We start from the raw sequence: 21,671 nt of genomic DNA on the forward strand, positions 1-21,671 counted from the left end.
CGCCCCGGTCGACGACCGGGGCGCCCTGTTCGGCGTTGTCGCTGGATCAGGAGAGGCCCAGCTCCGCCTCGAAGTTGCCGCCCTCCAGCCGCTCCTTGATCGCGCTCAGGAAGCGGGCCGCGTCGGCGCCGTCGATCAACCGGTGGTCGTAGGACATGGCCAGGTAGACCATCGACCGGACCGCGACGACCTCGCCCAGATCCGGGTCGTTGACCACGACCGGCCGCTTGACCACGGCACCCGTGCCGAGCATCGCCGACTGCGGCGTCGGCACGATCGGGGTGTCGAAGAGCGCGCCCCGGCTGCCCGTGTTGGTAAGCGTGAAGGTCGCCCCGGCCAGCTCGTCCGGGCTGACCTTGTTGGTCCGGGTCCGCTCGGCCAGATCCGCCACCCGCTTGGCGATGCCGCCCAGGTTGAGGTCACCGGCGTTGTGGATGACCGGCACCACGAGGCCCCGCTCGGTGTCCACGGCGATGCCGAGGTGCTCGGCGGCCGGGTAGGTGATCGTACCGCCGTCCAGGTCGAGCTGGGCGTTGACGATCGGGTACGTCTGCAACGCCTCGACGGCGGCGAGGGCGAAGAACGGCAGGAAGGACAGCTTGACGCCGTGCCGCTGCACGAACGAGTCCTTCGCCTGCGCCCGCAACTTGGCGATCCGGGTGACGTCCACCTCGACCACCGTGGTGAGCTGCGCCATCTCGTGCAGCGACTCGTGCATCCGCTTGGCGATGGCCTTACGGATGCGGGGGAGCTTCTCGGTGGTGCCCCGCTTGCCGCTCGGCTGCGGCTTCGCGGCCGGCTTGGCCGGGGCGGCCGACGGTGCGGCGGCCGGCTGCGCGGCGGCGGGAGCGGCCTTGGCGGCCTTCGCCTTCTCGGCCGCGTCGAGGACGTCCTGCTTGCGGATCCGGCCACCCACGCCGGTGCCGTTGAGCGAGGACAGGTCGACACCGTGCTCGCTGGCGAGCTTGCGCACCAGCGGAGTGACGTAGCCGGCTGCCTCTTCGCCACCACCCTGCGCGGGGGCGGACGGGCGCGGCGGCGTCGAGGTCGGCGCGGCCGGCTGCGAAGCCTGCTCGGTCTTCGCCGGCTGCGCCGAGCTCTCGGTCTCCGCCGCCGGCTCGTTGTACGACATGCCCGGCGTCGGCTCCTCGACCTTCGGCTCCGGCTTCGGCTCGGCCTTCGGCGCCGGCGCGGCCTCCGCCTTCGGCTCGGGCTTCGGCTCGGACTTCGCCGGTGCGGGGGCCGCGCCGGAAACGCCGATGATCGCCAGGTCGGCGCCGACCGCGGCGGTCTCGTCCTCGGCGACCTTGATCTCCAGCACGGTGCCGGCGACCGGCGACGGGATCTCGGTGTCCACCTTGTCGGTGGAGACCTCCAGCAGCGGCTCGTCGACCTCGATGGTCTCGCCGACCTGCTTGAGCCAGCGCGTGACCGTACCCTCGGTGACGCTCTCACCCAGAGCCGGCATCTTCACCGCGGTGCCCTCGCCCGACGAGGCGGCGGCCGGAGCCGGAGCCGCGGCCGGGGCCTCGTCCTGGGCCACCTCGTCGGCGGTGCCCTCGGCGGCGGCCGTCGGCTTGGTGACCGGCTCGACCGCTTCGGCCGGTGCCTGCTCCTGCGGGGCGGCCTCGCCACCGCCGGTCGACTCGCCCTCACCGGCGATGACCGCCAGCTCGCTGCCGACCTCGGCGGTCTCGTCCTCGCCGACCACGATCCGGCTCAGCACGCCCGCAGCGGGCGACGGGATCTCGGTGTCGACCTTGTCGGTCGAGACCTCGAGCAGGGGCTCGTCGACCTCGACGGTGTCGCCCTCCTGCTTGAGCCAGCGCGTGACGGTGCCCTCGGTGACGCTCTCGCCGAGCCGGGGCATGGTGACCGATACCGGCATGTTCTCCAGACTCCTTCATTCCCCTGGGGGGATCTTCGCCCGTCGCCGGACGCCGCGGTTGTGGATGATCAGGCGTGCGCGTGCAGCGGCTTGCCGGCGAGGGCCAGGTGCGCCTCGCCCAGGGCCTCGTTCTGGGTCGGGTGGGCGTGCACGAGCTGGGCGACCTCCGCCGGGTACGCCTCCCAGTTGTAGATGAGCTGCGCCTCACCGATCAGCTCACCCACCCGGGCGCCGATCATGTGTACGCCGACCACCGGGCCGTCCTCGACCCGCACCAGCTTCACGAAGCCGGTGGTCTTGAGGATCTGGCTCTTGCCGTTGCCGCCCAGGTTGAAGTTGATGCTCTTGACCTTGTCGGCGCCGTACTGCTCCTTGGCCTTGGCCTCGGTGAGGCCCACCGACGCCAGCTCCGGGTCGCAGTAGGTGACGCGCGGGATGCCGACCTCGTCGATCACGGCGGGGGTCTGCCCGGCGATCTCCTCGGCGACGAAGATGCCCTGCTGGAAGCCCCGGTGCGCGAGCTGGAGGCCGGGCACGATGTCACCGACGGCGTAGACGTTCGGCACGCTGGTGCGCAGCCGCTCGTCGGTCAGCACGTAGCCGCGGTCCATCTTGACGCCCTGCTCCTCGTACCCGAGGTTGGCGGTGTTCGGGCCGCGACCGACGGCGACCAGCAGCAGTTCGGCCTCGACGGTCTCGCCGCCCTGGATGGTCAGCTTGACGCCGTTCTCGGTCTTCTCGACCTTCTCGAACGGCTTGCCGACCTTGAAGTTGATCTTCCGCTTGCGGAACGCCCGCTCCAGCGCCTTCGACGACTCCTCGTCCTCGGCGGCGACCAGCCGGGGCAGCGCCTCGACGATCGTCACGTCCACACCGAAGGACTTCCACACGCTGGCGAACTCGACGCCGATCACGCCGCCACCGAGCACGATCACCGACGACGGCACCCGGTCCATCATGAGCGCGTGGTCACTGGTGATGATCCGCTCGCCGTCGACCTCCAGGCCGGGCAGGCTCTTCGCGTACGAGCCGGAGGCCAGGACGATGTTGCGGCCGGTGTAGCGCTTGCCGTCCACCTCGACGACGTTCTTGCCGACAAGCGTGCCGTGGCCCTCGACGATGGTGATCGCCTTGTTGCCCTTGAGCAGGCCCTGCAGACCCTTGTACAGGCGGGAGATGACACCGTCCTTGTACGAGTTGACCCCGGCCATGTCGATGCCGATCAGCTCGGCCTTCACACCGAACTGCTCCGACTCGCGGGCCTGGTCGGCGATCTCCGCCGCGTGCAGCAGGGCCTTGGTCGGGATGCAGCCGTTGTGCAGGCAGGTCCCGCCGAGCTTGCCCTTCTCGATCAGCGCGACGGACAGGTCCAGTTGGGCGGCGCGCAGCGCCGCCGCGTAGCCGCCGCTGCCACCTCCGAGGATGACAATGTCGAAGGTCGCTTCGTTCGGCTCGCTCACGTCCAACTCCCAGGTCGCGTCGCTGCATCGGGGGTCACAGAGGTGTAACAGGGACACACCCCACCTCGGTCATCTTGTCACCACTGGGCACAGGGTGCGTACCGAGGTGCCCAACGACACGTCATCGACACGTACCCTTGGCACCGTTGTCGATGACGCACGGTGGGGGAGAGATCGGGTGGGCTTGTTCCGGCGCCGCAAAAAGGCGGCTGTGCCGAGCCATGACCGTGCGGCCAGTCGCGGCGACCTGGACCATTTGGAGAACTTCATCCGGAGTCGGCGCGGCGTCGAGGCGTTCATCGAGCCCCGGACGACGGTGACCGAGACCACGGTCATCCTGATCGCCGACGACGGGGAGTGGACCCGGCGCCGTATCGACGGCCCGGACGGCGCACGGCGCTTCGCGTACCGGATGGGCATCCCGGTGTACGACGTCCGGCTGATGGGCTATCCGCAGCGGATGCGCGACTTCAACGAGCGGCGTAAACGCCGCCCCGAGCAGTAACAGGCGGCACTGAACGCGACCGGGGCGTCCTCCAGGAGGAGGACGCCCCGGGTCGGCGGATCATCAGCCGTTGGCGGCGACGTCCTCGACGAGCTGCACCAGCGTGCGGACCGGGACGCCGGTGCCGCCCTTGGTCCAGTAGCCGGTCGCCTCACCGGAGTGGTAGCTCGGCCCGGCGATGTCGATGTGCGCCCAGGCCACGTCGTCGGCCACGAACTCGCGCAGGAACACCCCGCCCTGCAACATGTGCCCGGCCCGGTCCATCCCGGCGTTGACCTGCGAGATGTCCGCCACGTCGGACTCCATGCCCTTGCGTACGTCGTCGGGCAGCGGCATCGGCCAGGCCGGCTCGCCGACCGCGTCGCCGACCGCCTGGACCCGCTCGCACAGCTCCGCAGTGCCCATCACGCCCGCCACCCGCTTGCCCAGCGCGACCACCTGGCCGCCGGTCAGGGTGGAGGTCTCGAACAGGTAGTCGGTGCCGTCCGCGCAGGCGCGGGCCATGGCGTCGCCCAGGACCATCCGACCCTCGGCGTCGGTGTTGAGCACCTCGACCCGCTTGCCGTTGAACATGGTGATCACGTCACCCGGCCGGTAACTGGTGCCCGAGGGCATGTTCTCCGCCATCGGCAGGTAGGCGCTGACCGCCACCGCCGGCTTCAGCGCGGCGATCGCCAGCATGGCCGCGCCCACCGCGGCCGCGCCGCCCATGTCGGACTTCATCTCCCACATGCCCTGCGCCGGCTTGATCGAGATACCGCCGGTGTCGAAGGTGATCCCCTTGCCGACCAGGGCGACCCGCTTGCCGTTGCCGCCGTCCGGCGGCGTGTAGGTGAGCTTCACCAGCCGCGGCGGGGCCTCCGAGCCCTGACCGACCGCGACGATGCCGCCGTAACCGCCGGCGGCCAGCTCCGCCTCGTCCAGCACCTCGACGCCGAGGCCCGCGTCCCGGGCGGCACCGGCGACCGCGTCGGCGAACGACGGCGGACGCAGCTCGTTCGGGGCGGTGTTGACCCAGTCCCGGGTGAGCCGGACCGCACTCGCCACCACCTGCGCCCGGGTGACCTCCGCCTGCGCGCCCGCGTCGCCCGCGTCCGGCACCGCGATGAGCACCTCGGTCACCGGCTCCCGCCGGGTCGGCTGCGGCCGGGTCTTGTAACCGGCGAACCGGTAGCCACCGAGCAGCGCACCCTCGGCGACCGCGCGCAGCTCAGCCGACGCGTCCGTGTCGTCCGGCAGCGGCATCGCCAGCGCGACCCTGGGCGCTCCCGCCAGGGCCCGGATCGCCGAACCGGCGGCCCGGCGCAGCGTCTCCGGGGCCGGGGCGGCACCCGACGGCTCCGGGCCGAGCCCCACCGCGGCGACCAGTGGGGCGGTCACGGTGCCCAGCGTCGCCAGCTTGATGACCTCACCCGGCCCACCGGTCGCGCCGAGCAGCGCCAGCGTCTCGGTCAGCTTTCCGTCGAACGCGGCGGCGATGCTCTCCGCGCCACTGGCGAGCAGCAGGGTGCCGGCGAGGCCGCTGGTGGCGCCCTGCTCTCCGGTCTGGCTGTGCACGCCGATCACGATCGCGTCGACGGCGAGCTCGGCCGGGTCGGTGTCGACCAGGCTCAGGTTGGTCGTGCGGGGTGATGTCACTGAAGCTACTCCGGGCGGGCCGGGCCGGTCGCGACGTCGCGTACCAGCGGTGAAGGTCTCCGGCGGAACGTACCCGCCGAACGTCATGGCTGTCCCGCCGACAGCGCCAGCGGGCTCCCGCCGATGCTAACCAGCGACGTTGCCCCCGGTAAGTTGCCACCCATGACCGACGTGACCTTCGACGCCGCCGCGACCCGGCTGCGCCGTTCCCCGCTGCACGAGCGGCACATCGCCGCCGGCGCCAAGTTCGCCCCCTTCGGGGGCTGGGAGATGCCGCTGGAGTACGCCGGCGGCGGGGTGCTCAAGGAGCACACCGCGGTGCGTACCGGGGTCGGGGTCTTCGACGTGTCGCACCTCGGCAAGGCCCGGGTGAGCGGCCCCGGCGCGGCCGCCTTCGTCAACTCCTGCCTCAGCAACGACCTGGGCCGGATCGGTCCGGGCCGGGCGCAGTACACGCTCTGCTGCGACGACGCCACCGGTGGCGTGGTGGACGACATCATCGCCTACCTGTACGCCGACGACCACGTCTTCCTCATCCCCAACGCGGCGAACACCGCCGAGGTGGTGCGCCGGTTGCGCGCCGCCGCGCCCGCGCAGGTCACCGTCACCGACGAGCACGAGGGGTACGCCGTGCTGGCCGTGCAGGGTCCCCGCTCGGCCGAGCTGCTGGCCGCCCTCGACCTGCCCACCGAGCACGGCTACATGAGCTTCTCCGCGGCGAGCCTGGCCGGGGTGGAGCTGACCGTCTGCCGCACCGGCTACACCGGCGAGCTGGGGTACGAGCTGGTGGTGCCGGCGGAGCACGCGGTGACCGTCTGGGATGCGCTGTTCGCCGCGGGGGAGGCGTTCGAGTTGCGGGCCTGCGGGCTGGCCGCTCGGGACACGTTGCGTACCGAGATGGGGTACCCGCTGCACGGGCAGGACCTCTCGCTGGACATCACCCCGGTGCAGGCCCGCTCGGGCTGGGCCGTCGGTTGGGACAAGCCGGCCTTCTGGGGCCGCGACGCGCTGCTCGCCGAGAAGGCCGCCGGCCCCCGGCGTACGCTGCGCGGCCTGGTCGCCGTCGACCGGGCCATCCCGCGCCCGGGGATGACCCTGCACGTGGGCGACAAGCAGGTGGGCGAGGTGACCAGCGGCACCTTTTCGCCGACCCGCAAGCAGGGCATCGCGCTGGCCCTGCTGGACACGGACGCGAACCTGTCCGAAGGCGACCAGGTAGAGATCGACATCCGAGGCCGTCGAGCCCCCCTAAAGCTGACAAAACCCCCCTTCGTAACCCCCTCAGTCAAGTAACCCCCCTAGGCCCCCGGCCCCTCGGCCGCCCTCGGTCCGCCCCCGGTCCGCCCTCGGTCCGCCCTCGGTCCGCCCTCGGTCCGCCCTCGGTCCGCCCTCGGCCCGCCCCGGTCCGCCCCGGTCCGCCCTCGGCCCGTTGATCATGAGGTTATTGTCACCGCCGTCGGCGTGTCATGGCTATAACCCCATGATCAACCTCGGCGGGCGGGCGGGCGGGCGGCGGCGGCGGGTGGGGCGGGGGCGGGGCAGGGCGGGGGCGGGGGCGGGGGTTAGCGTGCGGGGGTTGGGGGTTCGCCGGAGTCCAGGACTGCCTGGGTCCAGCCGCCCTCGATGACGCCTGTCGCATCCAGGATGGCCCAGTCGACGACGTCGGTGGCCTCCACCACGACCGGGGCGCCGATCCGCACGCTGGGGTCGGTGTTGGCATCGCTGGCGCTCACGCCGACGATCCGTTCCGGGGTCTCCCACGAGGTCACGCCCGCCCAGACGTACTCCGGGCCGTCGTCGCCGGGCAGGCCGTACTTGACCACCAACTGCGACTCGGCGGGCAACTGACCGGCCACGAACCGGGCTCGTGCCTCGCCCAGCGCCGCCCGCGCGGTGGCGACCGCCCGGCTCATCGCGTCACCGGAGCGGGCGTAGCGCACGTCCGGCTGGATCCCGGAGAACAGGGTGGCGCAGGCGGCGGCGAAGTAGCGCCCGTCCGGACCCGGGTGCCCGGCCGGCGGGCGCAGGCTCAGGAACGAGTCGGCCTCCGGGTCGGTCGCCGGGTCCAGTTCCAGGCGCAGCAGCACCGGGGCCGTCGCGCCGTGCTGCTCCGGATTGCCGTACGCCACCGCGATGTCGTGCCCGGTGACGGTGGCCAGCACCGGCAGTTGCACGAACGCCGGCACCTCCTCGCCGGTGAGACCGTCGGTCCAGTCTCGCAGCAACCGACGGGCCGCCCCGGTCATCACCGCACCCCAGGCGCGGGTGAGGTGGTCGGGCACCCCCTGGGTCTGCAACTCCAGCAGCCCGAAGCGGCGCAGTCCCTTGGTGGTGAACCACAGCCCTTCGCTGTCCGAGGAGTAGGGCACCAGCACCCAGTCGACAAGTCGGATGCGGCCCTGCTCGTCGGGGAGGGAGCGCAGCGCGGTCGCCGGGTCGAGGAACTGCAGACCGAAGACGTCCACCACGTCGCTGTCGACGGATTCCGCCACCGCGGCCGCGACCGCGCGGGCCGCCCACTCGTGCGCGGGCGGCCAACCGGGCCGGTACTCGGCCTGCACGACCACCAGGTGGGTCGCCGCGGCCAGCCGGGCCAACTGCTCCTCGGTGGCGCCGAACGCGGTGAGCAGATCCGGCGGCAGCTCGGGGAAGTCGGCGATCGGCCGGGTGTCGACGCTCATCAGCGGGCTGTCCAGCATCTGCCGGGCCAGCCCGTGCACCGGCTCGGCCAGCCGGCCGCTCAGCGCCGCCACCGCGGTCTTCGCGCTGACCTTCGGCAGCCCCGCCATCGGCACCAGGTAGGTCGCGCTGAGCGACTCCGGCACCGGTACGGGCAGGAAGTCGTCCGTGATGAGCATGCTGGGTCCCCCGGTGGCCGTGCCGGTGCTGTCGAGCCGAACGCTACCCGGCCCGCCGCGCCCGGTTCAGGCGGACAGCACCAGACCCAGGTAGACCAGCGTGGTGACCACCTCGACGGTCGCGCCGAGCACGTCGCCGGTGATCCCGCCGAGCCGGCGTACCACGTGGGTGAGCAGCGCGAGCGCGACGGCCAGTGCGGCGGCGACGGCCAGCGGCCCCTGCCACGGGCGGCCCGGCACCGCGGGTACCGCCAGCAGCACGACGGCGACCGCGCCGACCGCCAGTGCCACCGGGCCGACCGTGCCCGCCACCAGCGCGCCGAGCCCGTCCGGTCGGGCCGCCGGCACTCCCCGCCGGCAGGCCAGCGTGACGCCGAACCGCCCGGCGGCGGTCGCCGCGACCACGGCCGTGAGACACGCCGGCCCGGACCGTCCCACCAGGTCGGCCAGCACGGCAGCCTGCACCAGGAGTACGACCACCAGGGCGGCGACCCCGAACGGGCCGACGTCCGGCTTCTTCATGATCTCCAGGGCGGCCGCCCCCCGCCGGTACGAGCCGAGCGCGTCCACGGTGTCGGCCAGCCCGTCCAGGTGCAGCCCGCGGGTGAGCAACGCGGCCACGCCGACGGTGACACCCGCGGCCACCAGTGGCGGAGCGAACGCGCCGGTCAGCAGCAGCACACCGGCCAGCAGGGCGCCGAGCAGCGCGCCGACGGCCGGGGCGAGTGCCATCGCTGCGCCGGCGACCGGGCGGTCGATCCGCCCGGTCCGCACCGGCAGCGTGCTGAACGTGGTGATCGCCAGCCGGGTTCCCGCGAGGAGCCGCGACTCAGCCGGCACGCCAACCCGACGCCGGTTGCTCGTCCGCCCCGGTGCTGGCTGGTCCTGGACCGGCCGGCTCCGGCTCGGCGAAGTCGGACTCGTCGAGGGTCTCGTCGAGGTGGTCCGGCTCGTCGGCGTCCGGGTCCGGGTCTTCGTCGCCGCCGAGCGACGGGTGGACCGGCAACGCGGCGGCCAGGGCGAGCACCGAGCGCAGCAGCGGGAGCGCGACCAGGGCGTTCGCGCCCTCGCCGAGATCCATCCGCAGGTCGAGCAGGGGGGTGAGGCCGAGCACGTCGGCGGCGAGCCGCACCGCCGGGTGACCACCGTGGTCGGCGAGCAGGCACCAGTGCCGGGCCTGTCCGGCCAGATCGCGGCTGACCATGCCGGCGGCCAGCCCGACCGGCCCGTCGAGCAGCACCGGCACCCGGCGGGCGGTGGCGCCGAGCAGCACACCGCTGGCGACTGCCACGTCGCCGCCGCCCAGCTCGGCCAGGATGTCCTTGGCCCCGCGCGACGAGCGGCGGGTGCGGTGCAGCGCGTCGCGGACCGCCGCGCAGCGGACCATCCACGCCGCGTCGTCGATCTCGCCGGAGTCGGTGATGACCCGGCCCAGCACGGCGGGCGGCTCCGCGCCCGCGGTCGCCGCGAGCACCGCCGCGGCCGCCGCCTCGGTGCCCGCTCCGCACGCCCCCAGCACCAGCAGTTGTACGCCCGCGTCGGCGGCCTGCTCGGCGAGCCGCCAGCCGTAGCGCAGCGCGGACTCCACCTGGTCGAGCGAGAGCGCCGGCTGGTCCTCCATCGGGGCGGCGGCGGGAGTGTCCACCACCTGAAGGCTGGCCCCACTCTCGGCGGCGAGCCGCGCCAACGCGCCCCGGCCGGCGCGGGCCTGCGCGGCCCGCCGCGCCGACTCACCGGCGACGGTGCCGGCCGACGCACCGCCGGCGTGGTCGCCGTGCAGCAGCAACACTCGCACCGAACCCCAGGCCTGGGGGGTGACGGTGCCCTGGGTGGCGGCGGCGAAACCCACCACCCGGTCCAGCACGCCCAGCCCGGCGCCCGGTACGTCCAGCGTGGCCAGTCGGTCCACCGCCTGCGGGCCCGCGTACTCGTCGGGCATCGGCAGCTCCATGCCCGGCTGGATGACCAGCCCGGTGGCCACCATCGGCAGCGCCATGGTCGGGGCTGCCCAGGGGTTGCCGGGCTCCTGGTTCGGCGCGACCGGCGGCGTGTGGGTCAGCACGTCGGGCAGCTGCACCTCGGGGGTGGGTTCGGCGTCGGCCAGGCTGCCGGGGATGGCCGGTGCGGTCGCGCTGCCGGCGGCGGCCGGGACGGCGGTGCTGGCCGGTGCGGCGGTGCTGTCGAGGGTGGCCGGTGCGGCGGTGCTGCCGAGGGCAGCCGGGACGGTCGCGCTGGCGGCCGGCTTCAGCCAGACCGGTTGGCCGGCGACCACGAGCACCACCGCGTCGCAGGCGTCGGCGACCGAGCGGTTGGCCGCGCCCAACGCGTCGGTGAACGCCCGACCCAGCGGGGTGGTCGGCACGAGCGACAGCCCCACCTCGGGGCTCACCAGGACCACCCGGGCCGAGCAGGTGCGGATCGCCTCGGCCAGCTCCGCGATCGTCGCCACGTCGTCGGCCGGCTGGTAGTCCGGGTCGAGCAGCACCGTCACCCAGCCGCCCAGGTCGTCGACGAGCAGCGTCTCGTTGGGCTCGGCGGAGGCGAGCACGTCGGCCAGCCGGCGGGGGTCCTCGGTGGTCTCCTCGGTGGTCCAACTGCCCGGCCGTCGGGCGCGGTGCGCCGCCAGCCGGGTCGCCCACTCGGTGTCCTCCGGGTCGCCCTCGGGCGCGGTGGCGACGTAACGGACCACCGGCGCGTCGGTGACCAGGGACTCGGCGAACTCGGACTTGCCAGACCGGATACCGCCGAGCACCAGGACCGTGTTCCACCCGTCTACGGACATGCCCGTACCTTAGTTCGCCTCGTCCGAGTCCGGGCACGTCGCCCCAGCCCTGACGAAGATCGAAAACCCGCCCCGCCTCTCGCCCCGCCTCCACCTGCGCCGATCTTGCAGTTTCTGTCGCCGCGATGCGTGGAATGCCTCCTATGTCGCGGCAGAATGCGCAAGATCGCGGAAGGGTGCGGTGGTTTGACGTCGCTGCCGGGATTGATCGCGCCGAGGGCGAGCGAGCGGCCGTCGCGCGCCGGGCCGACTACGCTTGCGAGGGTTCGTCCCACGGGGACATCAGCGGCGAGGGGAGACGCGGCATGGCGTGGAGCTGGCGGTACGAGGGCACGGACGGCCAGACGGTCGAGGGACCGGCGGAGTCGTTCAGCAGCCAGGCCGACGCCGAATCCTGGATCGGTCAGACCTGGCGGGAGCTCGCGGCGTCCGGCGTCACCTCGGTCGCACTCATGGAGGACGACCGGGTGGACTACCGGATGAGCCTGCTACCCACGGCCGAGTGATGGCCTACGACCGGCCGGGCGCCGACGGGCTGGTGCTCGGTGTGCCCAAGGCGGCGTTTCGGCCCAGCCCGGTCTTCCTCGGCCTGGTCGCCCTCTTCGCGGTCAGCGGGGTGCTGGCCTGGAACGAGTACGGCAACGCCCGATTCAACGTGTTCCTGTTCGTGGTGTCCGGCTGGTTGGTCTCGCTGTGCCTGCACGAGTACGCCCACGCGGTGGTCGCCTACCGGGCCGGCGACCGGGACATCGCCCACCGGGGCTACCTGACGCTCAACCCGTTGAAGTACACCCACCCGCTGCTGTCGATCGTGCTGCCGGTGGTGGTGCTGCTGCTCGGCGGCATCGGTCTGCCCGGCGGTGCCGTCTGGGTGGACCGGCACTCCATCCCGGGTCGACTGCGGCACACCCTGGTCAGCCTCGCCGGCCCGGCGACAAACGTGGTGTTCGCGCTGGTGTTGGTGGCGGTGCTGCGGATCGGCACCGAGTCGGCGGGCGGCCCGGTGGAGTTCTGGGCCGGCGTGGCCCTGCTCGCCTTCCTGCAACTCACCGCGAGCGTGCTCAACCTGCTGCCGGTGCCGGGCCTGGACGGCGGCAACATGATCCAGCCGTGGCTCAACCCGCAGTGGCGCAAGATGTACGACCTGTTCGCCCCGTACGGTTTCCTGCTGCTCTTCGCGCTGCTGTGGAACCCGCGCATCGGTGGCTGGTTCTTCGACGCGGTCTTCGCGATCGGCGACGCCCTGGGCCTGCCGTCCTGGCTCTACGCCACCGGCCTCGACCTGATCCGCTTCTGGCAGGGCTGACCGGGCACGGGCCTGAGCTGACCGGGCACGGGCTTGAGCTGACCGGGCACGGGCCGAGCTGATCCGGTCCGGCCGGCGCGACCATCTCGCGCCGGCCGGACCGCAGCGGCGTCAGGGACGCTGTGCGGGGGACTCGGTCTTCGCCGGGTCCCGTTCGGTGACCGGCTCGACGATCTCGTCGATGGCCTTGAGCAGCCCGGCGTCGAGCTTCACCCCGGCCGCCTTGACGTTGTCGTGCACCTGCTCGGGGCGGGACGCGCCGATGATCGCCGACGAGACGTTCGGGTTCTGCAGGACCCACGCCACGGCGAGCTGGGCCATGCTGAGCCCGGCCTGCTCCGCGAGGGGCTTGAGCTGCTGGACCCGGGTGAGCACGTCGTCGTTCATGAACCGGGAGATGAAGTTCGCACCCGACTTCTCGTCGGTGGCCCGGGAGCCGGCCGGCGGCGGCTGCCCCGGCAGGTACTTGCCGGAGAGCACGCCCTGGGCCATCGGCGACCAGACGATCTGGCCGATGCCCAGCTCCTCGCTGGCCGGCACGACCTCGGTCTCGATGACCCGCCACAGCATCGAGTACTGAGGTTGGTTGGAGACCAGCGGGATGTGCAGCTCACGGGCGAGCGGGTGGGCGGCGCGCAGCTGCTCGGCGGTCCACTCGGAGACGCCGATGTAGTGCGCCTTGCCGGAGTGCACGACGTCGGCGAACGCCTCCATCGTCTCTTCCAGCGGGGTGCTGTAGTCGTACCGGTGGGCCTGGTAGAGGTCCACGTAGTCGGTGCGCAGCCGGCGCAGCGAGCCGTTGATCGACTCCATGATGTGCTTGCGGGACAGGCCCCGGTCGTTGCGGCCCGGCCCGGTCGGCCAGTAGACCTTGGTGAAGATCTCCAGGCCCTCGCGACGCTCGTTCTGCAACGCCCGGCCGAGCACGTCCTCGGCCCGGGTGCCGGCGTACACGTCGGCGGTGTCGAAGGTGGTGATCCCCGCGTCGAGGGCGGCCCGGACGCACGCGTTCGCCGCGTCCTCCTCGACCTGTGAACCGTGGGTGATCCAGTTGCCGTACGAGATTTCACTGACCAGCAGGCCTGAACGGCCCAGGTGTCGGAATTCCATGTACCGACCCTAGCCCCGGTGGATCACCATCGTCGAACGGCCGCTCAGAGCACCGGGTTGGCGTCGGTCAACAGCCGATCGATCTCCGCCAACACCTCGTCGCGATCGCGGTGCACCAGGTCGATAAGTGGCTCGCCGCGCCGGTCCAGCGCACCCCACCGCCCGCCGCTGCCGACCAGGAACGCCACCGGGTGGATGACCAGCATCGGGTGGGTCGGCGGGACCAGCACCGCGCCGGTGCGATCCACCACCCCGCGCCGGCCCGCCACGTCCACCACGGCGAGCCCTTCGTCGGTGAAACCGTCGACCCGCCGGCCGTCGGCCAACTCGGTGACGAACCCGTGGTAGCGGGTGGGCACGACGATCCGGCCGGTCCGGTCGACCGCCCCCCACCCCTCGCGCCGCACCGCGGCCAACCCGCGGCGGAACTGTCGTACCTCGGCGAAGTTGGGCGCGACCTGCACCGCGCCGGTCGCGTCGATGGCCGTCCAACCGCCCTCGCCGACCACCCAGGCCAGGCCGTCGCTGAAGGGGTGCGCCGCCCGGTAGGACGGCGGGATCACCGTCGTACCGAGCAGGTTGATCAACGACCACCGGTCGGTGTCCGGCCGGCGAACCCAGGCCAGACCGTCGTGGAACGGCTGCGCCTCGGCGTACCGGGCGGGGATGACCTGGTCGCCGTCCTGGCCGGTGTAACCCCACAGCGGCCCGTCCCGCTCCGGCACCGGGGGTCGGTCCCGGTCGAGCACCTCGTCCCGACCCCGGCGGTACGGCCCGAAGCCGTCGGCCGTGGCTCGGACGGCGACCGCGTCGAGGGCCACCCGGACCCGGTCCAGCAGTTCGGCGTCGCCGGCGCCACGCAGGTCGAGTGCCTGCTCGAAGTGCTGGCAGGCCTCCATGAGCCGCCCCTGGTCGTAACACGACCGTCCGGCGTGCTCGTGAAGTGCGGCCCGCAACCGGTCGGGTAACTCGACCGAGTTGGCCTGGGCGAAGAGTTGGTCAGCCTCGGCGAAGTTGCCCCGCCAGCGCAGTACGTGGGCCAGTCGGGCCTGGGCCAACGAGGTCCGGCGCAGCTCGCCGGTCGCCTCGGCGTAGGTGAGGGCGAGCCGGCCGTCGGCCAGCGCGTCGTCCAGGTCGCCGAGGATCCGCGAGGCCACCGCCCGCAGGCTGAGCAGCCGGGCCCGGGCGCGGTTGTCGATGGCCGAGCCCAGCTTCTCGGTCAGCCGCCGCCGGATGGCCCGCAGGTGGTCCGGCTCGGTCAGCTCCTCGCGCAGGGTGACCGGGTCCAACCGCCAGCGGTACGCCGCGAGAACCTGTTCCGGATCACCCGGGTCGGCCAACGAGGGGCGGGTCGCCGCCGGTGCGGCGTCGCCGGGTGGCGCGGAGACCGGCGCGTCCTCTCCGCGCGGGCCGGTCCTCGGGCCGGGAACGTTGGCCGCGGGTGCTGCGTGGGCCGGCGGTGTGGGCGCGGGTGGTGCGGAGATGGGTGGCGTGTAGGTGGGCTGTGTCGGCGCGGGTGGTGCGGAGATGGGTGGCGCGTAGGTCGGCTCTGCGGGCGCGGGTGCTGCGCGGGCCGGCTGTGTCGGCGCGGGCGGTGCGGAGACGGGCGGCGCGGGGGTGGGTGCTGTCGACGTGGGTGACGGGGTTGTCGGCGCTGCGGAGACGGGTGGCGCGTGGGCCGGCTCTGTCGACGCGGGCGGCGCGGATACGGGCGCGGGGGCGGCGGGTGGTGCGGATACGGGCGCGAGGGTGGCGGGTGGTGCGGAAACGGGCGGTGACACCGACGCCAATGGTGCGGACACCGGTTCTGCGGAGACTGGTGGCGCGGAGACCGGTGCTGCGGCGGCCGGTGCTGCGGCGGCCGGCGGTGCGGCTGCCGGGGGTGCGGAGACGGGCGTCAGGGTCGACGGCGTGTGGTCGGCCGAGACCGGTGCTCCCGAGACCGGTGCATCGTTGTCATCAGACATCGCGGACGGGGCCGGTGGGGCCAAATCGTCCGGCCAGTCGTCGGTTCGCGAACCGTCCGTCGACGCGGTGGTGTGCGGATCGGCCTCGGCTTCGGACGGCCAGACGTACGCCTGGGCGTCGACAGTGGTGTCGTGCGCGACGGGATCGGTGTCCTCGACGACCTGAGCGGTGACCATCGGCTGGTCGACCTCGGCCTGCTGGTGCGATGTCGCGGTGGCAGGCGCGCCGGAGACGGGTCGGTCGTCGTGCGCCGGGGTGGGTCCGCCAGCCGTCTGTGCATCGTCCTGCGGGTCGTCGGCCCGGGCGTCGACTGTCGGGCGTGTGGGTGGCGTGGGCACGGGCTCGGGAGCGTCAGCCGGCGTCGACCCGCCTCCGTGCTCGTCACTCGGCTCGTGAGCGACGTCGGTGGGTGGTGCCGACGGGTCGTGGTCCACCGGGTCTTGGTCCAGCGGGTCCCGATCCAGCGGGTCCCGATCCACCGGGTCGTGGTCCACCGTGGTCGACAGGTCGGGCTCGCTCATCGTCGACCCATGGTCGGCCGGCTCGGACGACTGCCGCTCCGGCGCAGGCTCGCGCGGATCCGGGTCGGCGGGCTGAGCGGGGCTGAACCACGCGTCCGGCCCGCGGACGCCCGCGACCTCGTCCGCGCCTCGAACGGGGGCGAGCGGCCCTTCCGAGGATGGCGGCGGTACGTAGCGGCGCGGCGTGCCAGGGGCGAGCGGGAGTGCCGCCGCGCCGGCGTCCGGCTCCGGGGGTTCCGGGGCGGCAGGCGTCGGAGCGGGCGGGGTCGCCGCCGGGTGCGGGACCTGCCAGGTGGGCGGCGGCGCGACCGGCGGGCGTGCGTCCGCCGAAGGGGCCATCCGATCCGGCGACTCCGGGCGCTGCCCCGAGGCCGGTCGGTCCGTGGAGTGCGGTCGGTTCGTGGAGTGCGGTCGGTCGGTGGAGTGCGGGCGCTGCCCCGAGGCCGGTCGATCGGGAGAGTGCGGCGTCGGGCGTCGGTCGGTCGGGGTCGTGCTGCCCGACGGGTCGGCGAACTGGCGGCGGTCCGGGGTGGGCTCGCCGCCTCGCCGCTGGTCCGCCGGGCGGGCGGTGGTGTCCGGGCCGGGGTAGCGCGGCGGCGCGGTGGGGTGTGCCCCGGCAGTCGGTGCCGGTTCGCCAGGTGTCCGGCGCTCCGGCGGAGGTGGTACCTCCGAACGCTCGTCGGGGGCGGGCGGGTCCACGGGCGCGGGCAGGTACTCCAGCCGAAGCCGTGCGGCGGGTGGACCCGAGATGGGCACGTCGGGGGCGGGGGAGACCGGGGCGGCCGGGACCTGGCGGTCCCGGTCGGGCGCGGCGGGGGAGACCGGTGACGGCGGCGGAGGGATCGGAGTGGCACGGCCGGCCGGCGACGGGGCCGTGGCGGCCGGGCGGGTCTGTCGCTCGTCGTAGCGGGACGGGGTGACCGCCTGTCGCTCGGGCCGAGCGTCCGGCCGCGACGGGGTGACCGGGTCGACGCCGCGGTGCGGCTCGGTGCGGTGGCCCGGCTCCCGCGTGCGGTCCGGGCGCACGGGACCCGGCGGCGGCCAGGGCAGGGTGCCGTCCGGCCGTGGGCCGGGCTGCGCACGAGGCTCCCGGTACGCGTTGTCGTGCGGCCGCTCCTCGCGGTACGGGTGGTCGCGAGGCCCGTCCTCGCGGTACGCGTCCGGTCGGGCCTCCTCGCGGGGACGCCGGTCCGGGTACGCCTCGGCGCGGGCCGCGGTCTCGCGGGGCTGCTGCCGGCGCGGGTCGCTGTCGGGCCGACGCCGATCGTCGTCGCGCCGGGGATGGTCGGGCAGGTCCGGCTCGGGCCGGTGCCGTCGTCCACCGTTGGGTGACGGCGCTGCGCCGGCGCCCTCGTCCGCGCGGTAGCGCCGTTCCGGGCGGCGACCGTCGTCGCCGGTCCGGTCCGGGTAACCGTCGGCGCGGTGTCGCGTGCGGCCGTCCACGGGTGCCCACTGGTCAGCTCCGTCGGCGGTCCGGTCGTCGGCCGTCCGGTCGTCGGCCGTCCGGCCGTCGTGGTCCCGGGTGGGCCGCCCGCCGTACCCGTCGACGGGGTGGCGGTCGTAAGCGGCGGCCGGTCGCTCGTGTGTGCCGCGTCGACGCGGCACGTCGTCCGGCTCCGGCATCCGACCGGAATCGGAGCGGGGCGCGGGGGAGACCGGTGGCGTGCCCGGGTAGCCACGGTCCCGCTCGGTGGGCTCCGGGCGCTGGCGTCGGCCGTCGTACCGGTCGGGGGAGGGCTGGTCCCGGTGCCAGGCGGCCTCCCGTGCCGGACCTCGCTCGTCGCCGGGCCGGCGGTCGGACCAGGCGGTACGCCGGTCCGACTCGGAGGAGCGGCGGTCGTCGCGCCGGGGCGGTTCGGGTAGTGGCCGGCGGTACGGCTCATGGTCGTAGGTGCGCGGGTCGGCGCTGTCGTTGCGGCCGTAGCTGGACGCGTCGGCCGAGCGCGTGTCGCTCCGGGCTCGGCCGTAGCTCGGTGTCTCCCCCGGCTCGTCGTCCGCCCAGGATCGGCCGTGGACCGCCGGCTCCTCCGGCGGTTCGTCGGCCCAGGACCGGCCGAGGTAGGTGCCGTCCGGGCGGGTGGGCGCGAGCGGCGGCACCTCGGCTCGGCCGGTCACCGTCGCCCGGCCGCGCGGTGGCGGCTGGTGGGTCACGCCGATGTCGCCGGGATAGCGCTGGCCGGGGTACTGGGGGTGCCACTCGGTGGTCGGTTCGACCACCCAGGCCGGCTCGTTCGGGTCGGACCACCGGTCGGCGTAGCGGCCGTTCATCGGCCGCGCCCATCGCCACACCCGGCCACTTGGCCGATTCTCGCCGGAGGTGAGCTGTCCGCAGCCGTCGCGGACTGGTCGCCGGGCGTCCGGTCGCCGCCTGCCACGCCCCGGTGGCCGGCTCGCGTCCGCTCGCTCACGGCGTTGTCACCTCGTTGCAAATTGTCGTGCTGGGGCCTCGCGTGCCGGTCAGGTCGCCCGCGCCGGCAGGCCGTGGCTGCGGATGGAGGGTAACGGCGTGGGCTCGCTCACCGCCACTGTGGTGCCGCTCCCAGGGGCAAACGTTATCCGCACTGTTTCCGGCATTTAGTCCTATAACCGGACCTGGTCTCCGACCATACCGCATTCGGGGGCCGCCGGGACCGGGTTGATCGTCGCCCTTCGGTCAGGGATGTTCCAGGATGAGGACGGCGAACGTGCCGGAAGCGAGCGCCTCGTAACGGTGCGGGGCGTCGCCGGGAAACGCCGCGTAGTCACCGGGTCCGAGCTCGATCGGGGCGGTCTCGGGGCCGACACGTAACCGGCCGGCAGCCACCACCACGTGTTCGATGCTGCGCGGGGTGTGTCCGTCCGCCGTTCGGGCCGCTCCCGGCTCCAGTTCGATCAGGTAGAGGTCCCGGCGCAGATGTGCCGCCCCGGCGCTGAGCAGCGTGCCGGCGAAGTCGGCCTGCTCGGAGCCGACCCGGGGTCCGTCCCCGGCCCGGATCACCCGGACGGCGTCGTCAGCGGGTTCCACCAGTCGGCTGAACGGCACGCCGAGCGCCATGCCCAGTGCCCAGAGTGTCTCCACGCTCGGATTGCCAGTGCCCGACTCCAGCTGGGAGAGGGTGGATTTGGCCACTCCCGCCCGGCGGGCGAGCTCGGTCAGCGAGATGCCCACGCGTTCCCGTTCCCGGCGCAGGGCGGCGGCGATGGTGGCCAACGGGGCGGCCGGTTCCGGAGGCATGTGTCCGCTCCTCGGTTCGGCGTTCGTTGTGGCGAACAGCAGCCTGTTCAGCAGGGTGAACCCTGCGTACGGTACAACGAACAGCACCTGCTCGGATGCCGCACGGCGTGCTTGCCCTCGACCCGCTCACAAACGGCAGTCGACCAGCGCAGCTACGGCGAAACCGCTGCCGCCGGGAATGCCGGGGACAGCGGTTTCGCCGATGGTGGGGCGCGGGTGGGAAGTCGGGGTCAGACCTTGTCGCCGAGCTTGACCTGCGGGGCTGGGGCGCGCATCCGTCGGAAGGTGATCGACCGCATGACCGCGTAGAGGTAGAGCGAACCCATCCGCTGGCCGGTCTTCGGGAAGCGCTCCCGGACCAGCTTGCCGATCTTGCGGCAGATCAGCACCGAGTCGATGATCAATCCCAGGGCCAGCGCGCCCCAGAGCACGTTCGAGATCAACCGGACCAGCGGCGGCATGGCCGCGTTCGACCCGATCAGCACGATCAGCGCGCCGCCAAAGAACCAGGTGCCGACGGTACGCCGCGAGTCGACCACGTTGCGGGCCAGCAGCCGCTCCGGGCCGCGGTCGCGGGGGCCGCCCTCGCGGCGGAACTCCGACGCGGCCTCGGCGCGCAGCTGGCGGCGACGTTCCCGCTCCTCCTCCTTGGTGAGGGGGCGGGTGGGGCCGGCCGGGCGGCGACCGACGGTCGGCCGCTTGGGCGTCTCCCGACCCTTGGCCGGGGTGTAACCCCGGGACCGCTCGGCGGTCTCCTCGGGGGTCACCGAGGAGACGGCCTCGTCGACGAGGTCGGTGGACTTGCGGCGAAAGAGCGACGGCACGCGGCAAGGGTAGCCAACGCTCCGCGCCCGGTGCACATCGCGGTACGGAGACCGACGGCTCCAGGTCGCAGCGCGACCTGGAGCCGTCGTGGTCGAACGTCGGGGTGACCGGGGTTACGGACGCTCGGCGTGCGCGCCCAGGTCGGCGAGCTTCGCCTCGAAGTCCTCGTAGCCCCGGTTGATCAGGTCGACGCCGTACACCCGGGAGGTGCCCTCGGCCGCGAGTGCCGCGATCAGGTGGCTGAACCCGGCCCGCAGATCCGGGATGACCAGGTCGGCGGCGTGCAGCTTGCTCGGCCCGGCGATCACCGCGGAGTGCTTGAAGTTGCGGCGGCCGAAGCGGCACGGGGTGCCACCGAGGCAGTCCCGGTAGACCTGGATGTTGGCGCCCATCGAGTTCAGTGCCTCGGTGTAGCCCAGCCGCTGCTCGTAGACCGTCTCGTGGACGATCGACAGGCCACGGGCCTGGGTCAGCGCCACGACCAGCGGCTGCTGCCAGTCGGTCATGAAGCCGGGGTGCACGTCGGTCTCCAGCGCCACCGCGTTCAGCTCGCCACCGGGGTGCCAGAAGCGGATGCCGCCCTCCTGGCCCGGGTCGCCCAGCTTCGGCGCACGGGCGTCGGTGACCTCGTACTCGCCACCGACCGAGCGGAAGATGTTCAGGAAGGTCATCATGTCGGCCTGCTGCGCGCCGAGCACCTCGACGTGACCACGGGTGGCCAGGGCGGCGGCCGCCCAGCTCGCCGCCTCGATCCGGTCCGGGATCGGCCGGTGGGTGTAACCGTGCAGCTTCGGCACACCCTGGATCTCGATCACCCGGTCGGTGTGGACCTTGATGATCGCGCCCATCTTCTGCAGGATGCAGATCAGGTCGATGATCTCCGGCTCCACCGCGGCGTTGCGCAGCTCGGTGACGCCCTCGGCCATGACCGCGGTCAGCAGCACCTGCTCGGTGGCGCCGACGCTCGGGTACGGCAGGGCGAACTTCGTGCCGTGCAGCCCGTTCGGCGCGGACAGGTGCAGACCCTCCGGCCGCTTGTCGACAGTGGCACCGAACTCGCGCAGCGCCTGGAGGTGGAAGTCGATCGGGCGCGGGCCGATGTGGCAGCCGCCCAGGTCCGGGATGAACGCGTGCCCGAGCCGGTGCAGCAGCGGGCCGCAGAACAGGATCGGGATCCGGCTGGAACCGGCGTGCACGTTGATCTGGTCCGTGCTGGCGCTCTCCACGTTCGCCGGATCGAAGACGAGCTCGCCGTCCTCGGTGCCGTCGGTGACCTTGACGCCGTGCAGACCGAGCAGACCTCGGACCACCTCGACGTCGCGGATCTTCGGCACGTCGAACAGCCGGCTCGGGGTGTCGCCGAGTAGCGCGGCGACCATCGCCTTCGAGACCAGGTTCTTCGCGCCGCGCACGCGGATCCGCCCTTCGAGCGGAGTGCCTCCGTGAACGACCAGGACGTCGTCGGTCAACGCAACCTCCAGCGCGTCGGTGCTGCAGTGTTATTGGTGGGGCGCCTGAGCTTTCTCGCTACCCCGGATGCGGCCATGTCGAAACGGCCCGCTTGTGTCGTCGCTCCGGGCAGCATAGCCCTCGGTG

At 73.3% G+C, this 21,671-nt stretch carries 15 protein-coding genes; 4 read left to right on the top strand and 11 right to left on the bottom strand.

Annotated features, from left to right (window positions below; genetic code table 11):
* Window positions 1–46: 46 nt before the first annotated feature.
* Complete coding sequence (sucB, locus tag AB0C25_RS17160; RefSeq protein ID WP_357374126.1) at window positions 47–1,888, bottom strand: 2-oxoglutarate dehydrogenase, E2 component, dihydrolipoamide succinyltransferase; 1,842 nt, start codon at window positions 1,886–1,888, stop codon at window positions 47–49.
* A gap of 68 nt (window positions 1,889–1,956) precedes the next feature.
* The gene (gene lpdA / locus AB0C25_RS17165) at window positions 1,957–3,348 is read right to left on the bottom strand and encodes a dihydrolipoyl dehydrogenase (RefSeq protein WP_357374128.1); all 1,392 of its coding nucleotides are present in this window, start codon (window positions 3,346–3,348) and stop codon (window positions 1,957–1,959) included.
* Between the two features lie 178 nt (window positions 3,349–3,526).
* Here lpdA and AB0C25_RS17170 point away from each other — a divergent pair, with 178 nt between their 5' ends.
* Complete coding sequence (locus tag AB0C25_RS17170) at window positions 3,527–3,853, top strand: hypothetical protein (protein ID WP_357374130.1); 327 nt, start codon at window positions 3,527–3,529, stop codon at window positions 3,851–3,853.
* A 63-nt stretch (window positions 3,854–3,916) separates the two neighbouring features.
* Here the strand turns inward: AB0C25_RS17170 and AB0C25_RS17175 are convergent, their stop codons facing one another.
* Window positions 3,917–5,491, bottom strand: coding sequence for a leucyl aminopeptidase (locus AB0C25_RS17175; RefSeq protein ID WP_357374132.1), 1,575 nt, complete (start codon window positions 5,489–5,491; stop codon window positions 3,917–3,919).
* A gap of 162 nt (window positions 5,492–5,653) precedes the next feature.
* On the opposite strand from AB0C25_RS17175, the gene gcvT reads away from it, so the two are divergent.
* Complete coding sequence (gene gcvT, locus AB0C25_RS17180; RefSeq protein ID WP_357374134.1) at window positions 5,654–6,784, top strand: glycine cleavage system aminomethyltransferase GcvT; 1,131 nt, start codon at window positions 5,654–5,656, stop codon at window positions 6,782–6,784.
* 269 nt (window positions 6,785–7,053) lie between these two features.
* On the opposite strand, the gene AB0C25_RS17185 is transcribed toward gcvT, so the two are convergent.
* From AB0C25_RS17185 to AB0C25_RS17195, 3 genes are all read right to left on the bottom strand, one after another.
* Complete coding sequence (locus AB0C25_RS17185) at window positions 7,054–8,349, bottom strand: DUF2314 domain-containing protein (RefSeq protein WP_357374136.1); 1,296 nt, start codon at window positions 8,347–8,349, stop codon at window positions 7,054–7,056.
* A 66-nt stretch (window positions 8,350–8,415) separates the two neighbouring features.
* Window positions 8,416–9,189 carry an adenosylcobinamide-GDP ribazoletransferase gene (locus AB0C25_RS17190; RefSeq protein WP_357374138.1) on the bottom strand — a complete coding sequence of 258 codons (774 nt, stop codon included), beginning with the start codon at window positions 9,187–9,189 and terminating at the stop codon, window positions 8,416–8,418.
* The gene (locus AB0C25_RS17195; RefSeq protein ID WP_357374140.1) at window positions 9,179–11,131 is read right to left on the bottom strand and encodes a bifunctional adenosylcobinamide kinase/adenosylcobinamide-phosphate guanylyltransferase; all 1,953 of its coding nucleotides are present in this window, start codon (window positions 11,129–11,131) and stop codon (window positions 9,179–9,181) included. Before AB0C25_RS17195 ends, AB0C25_RS17190 begins: the two co-directional genes overlap by 11 nt.
* A 305-nt stretch (window positions 11,132–11,436) precedes the next feature.
* On the opposite strand from AB0C25_RS17195, the gene AB0C25_RS17200 reads away from it, so the two are divergent.
* A complete protein-coding gene (locus AB0C25_RS17200) occupies window positions 11,437–11,637 on the top strand; it encodes a hypothetical protein (RefSeq protein ID WP_357245087.1) in 201 nt (66 codons plus the stop codon).
* A complete protein-coding gene (locus AB0C25_RS17205; RefSeq protein WP_357245089.1) occupies window positions 11,637–12,437 on the top strand; it encodes a site-2 protease family protein in 801 nt (266 codons plus the stop codon). The genes AB0C25_RS17200 and AB0C25_RS17205 overlap by 1 nt, the downstream gene beginning before the upstream one ends.
* 111 nt (window positions 12,438–12,548) lie before the next feature.
* On the opposite strand, the gene AB0C25_RS17210 is transcribed toward AB0C25_RS17205, so the two are convergent.
* The 5 genes from AB0C25_RS17210 to murA form a co-directional block, all read right to left on the bottom strand.
* Window positions 12,549–13,547, bottom strand: coding sequence for an aldo/keto reductase family protein (locus AB0C25_RS17210; protein ID WP_357245091.1), 999 nt, complete (start codon window positions 13,545–13,547; stop codon window positions 12,549–12,551).
* 44 nt (window positions 13,548–13,591) lie between these two features.
* A complete protein-coding gene (locus AB0C25_RS17215; RefSeq protein ID WP_357374142.1) occupies window positions 13,592–18,304 on the bottom strand; it encodes a WG repeat-containing protein in 4,713 nt (1,570 codons plus the stop codon).
* A gap of 385 nt (window positions 18,305–18,689) precedes the next feature.
* Window positions 18,690–19,250: an XRE family transcriptional regulator gene (locus AB0C25_RS17220; RefSeq protein WP_357374144.1), complete on the bottom strand. Its 561-nt coding sequence runs from the start codon at window positions 19,248–19,250 to the stop codon at window positions 18,690–18,692.
* A 230-nt stretch (window positions 19,251–19,480) separates the two neighbouring features.
* Complete coding sequence (locus AB0C25_RS17225) at window positions 19,481–20,074, bottom strand: DUF3043 domain-containing protein (protein ID WP_357374146.1); 594 nt, start codon at window positions 20,072–20,074, stop codon at window positions 19,481–19,483.
* A gap of 114 nt (window positions 20,075–20,188) precedes the next feature.
* Window positions 20,189–21,544, bottom strand: a complete 1,356-nt coding sequence (murA, locus tag AB0C25_RS17230) for a UDP-N-acetylglucosamine 1-carboxyvinyltransferase (protein ID WP_357374148.1) — start codon at window positions 21,542–21,544, stop codon at window positions 20,189–20,191.
* Between the last annotated feature and the right edge of the window lie 127 nt (window positions 21,545–21,671).

The organism is Micromonospora sp. NPDC048839 (assembly GCF_040649915.1).
GTDB lineage: Bacteria > Actinomycetota > Actinomycetes > Mycobacteriales > Micromonosporaceae > Micromonospora.

Coding starts and splice junctions, on each gene's coding strand:
- sucB (WP_357374126.1), bottom strand. CDS start 1,888: ATGCCGGTATCGGTCACCATGCCCCGGCTCGGCGAGAGCGTCACCGAG.
- gcvT (WP_357374134.1), top strand. CDS start 5,654: ATGACCGACGTGACCTTCGACGCCGCCGCGACCCGGCTGCGCCGTTCC.
- AB0C25_RS17185 (WP_357374136.1), bottom strand. CDS start 8,349: ATGCTCATCACGGACGACTTCCTGCCCGTACCGGTGCCGGAGTCGCTC.
- AB0C25_RS17195 (WP_357374140.1), bottom strand. CDS start 11,131: ATGTCCGTAGACGGGTGGAACACGGTCCTGGTGCTCGGCGGTATCCGG.
- AB0C25_RS17200 (WP_357245087.1), top strand. CDS start 11,437: ATGGCGTGGAGCTGGCGGTACGAGGGCACGGACGGCCAGACGGTCGAG.
- AB0C25_RS17205 (WP_357245089.1), top strand. CDS start 11,637: ATGGCCTACGACCGGCCGGGCGCCGACGGGCTGGTGCTCGGTGTGCCC.
- AB0C25_RS17210 (WP_357245091.1), bottom strand. CDS start 13,547: ATGGAATTCCGACACCTGGGCCGTTCAGGCCTGCTGGTCAGTGAAATC.
- AB0C25_RS17215 (WP_357374142.1), bottom strand. CDS start 18,304: ATGAACGGCCGCTACGCCGACCGGTGGTCCGACCCGAACGAGCCGGCC.
- AB0C25_RS17220 (WP_357374144.1), bottom strand. CDS start 19,250: ATGCCTCCGGAACCGGCCGCCCCGTTGGCCACCATCGCCGCCGCCCTG.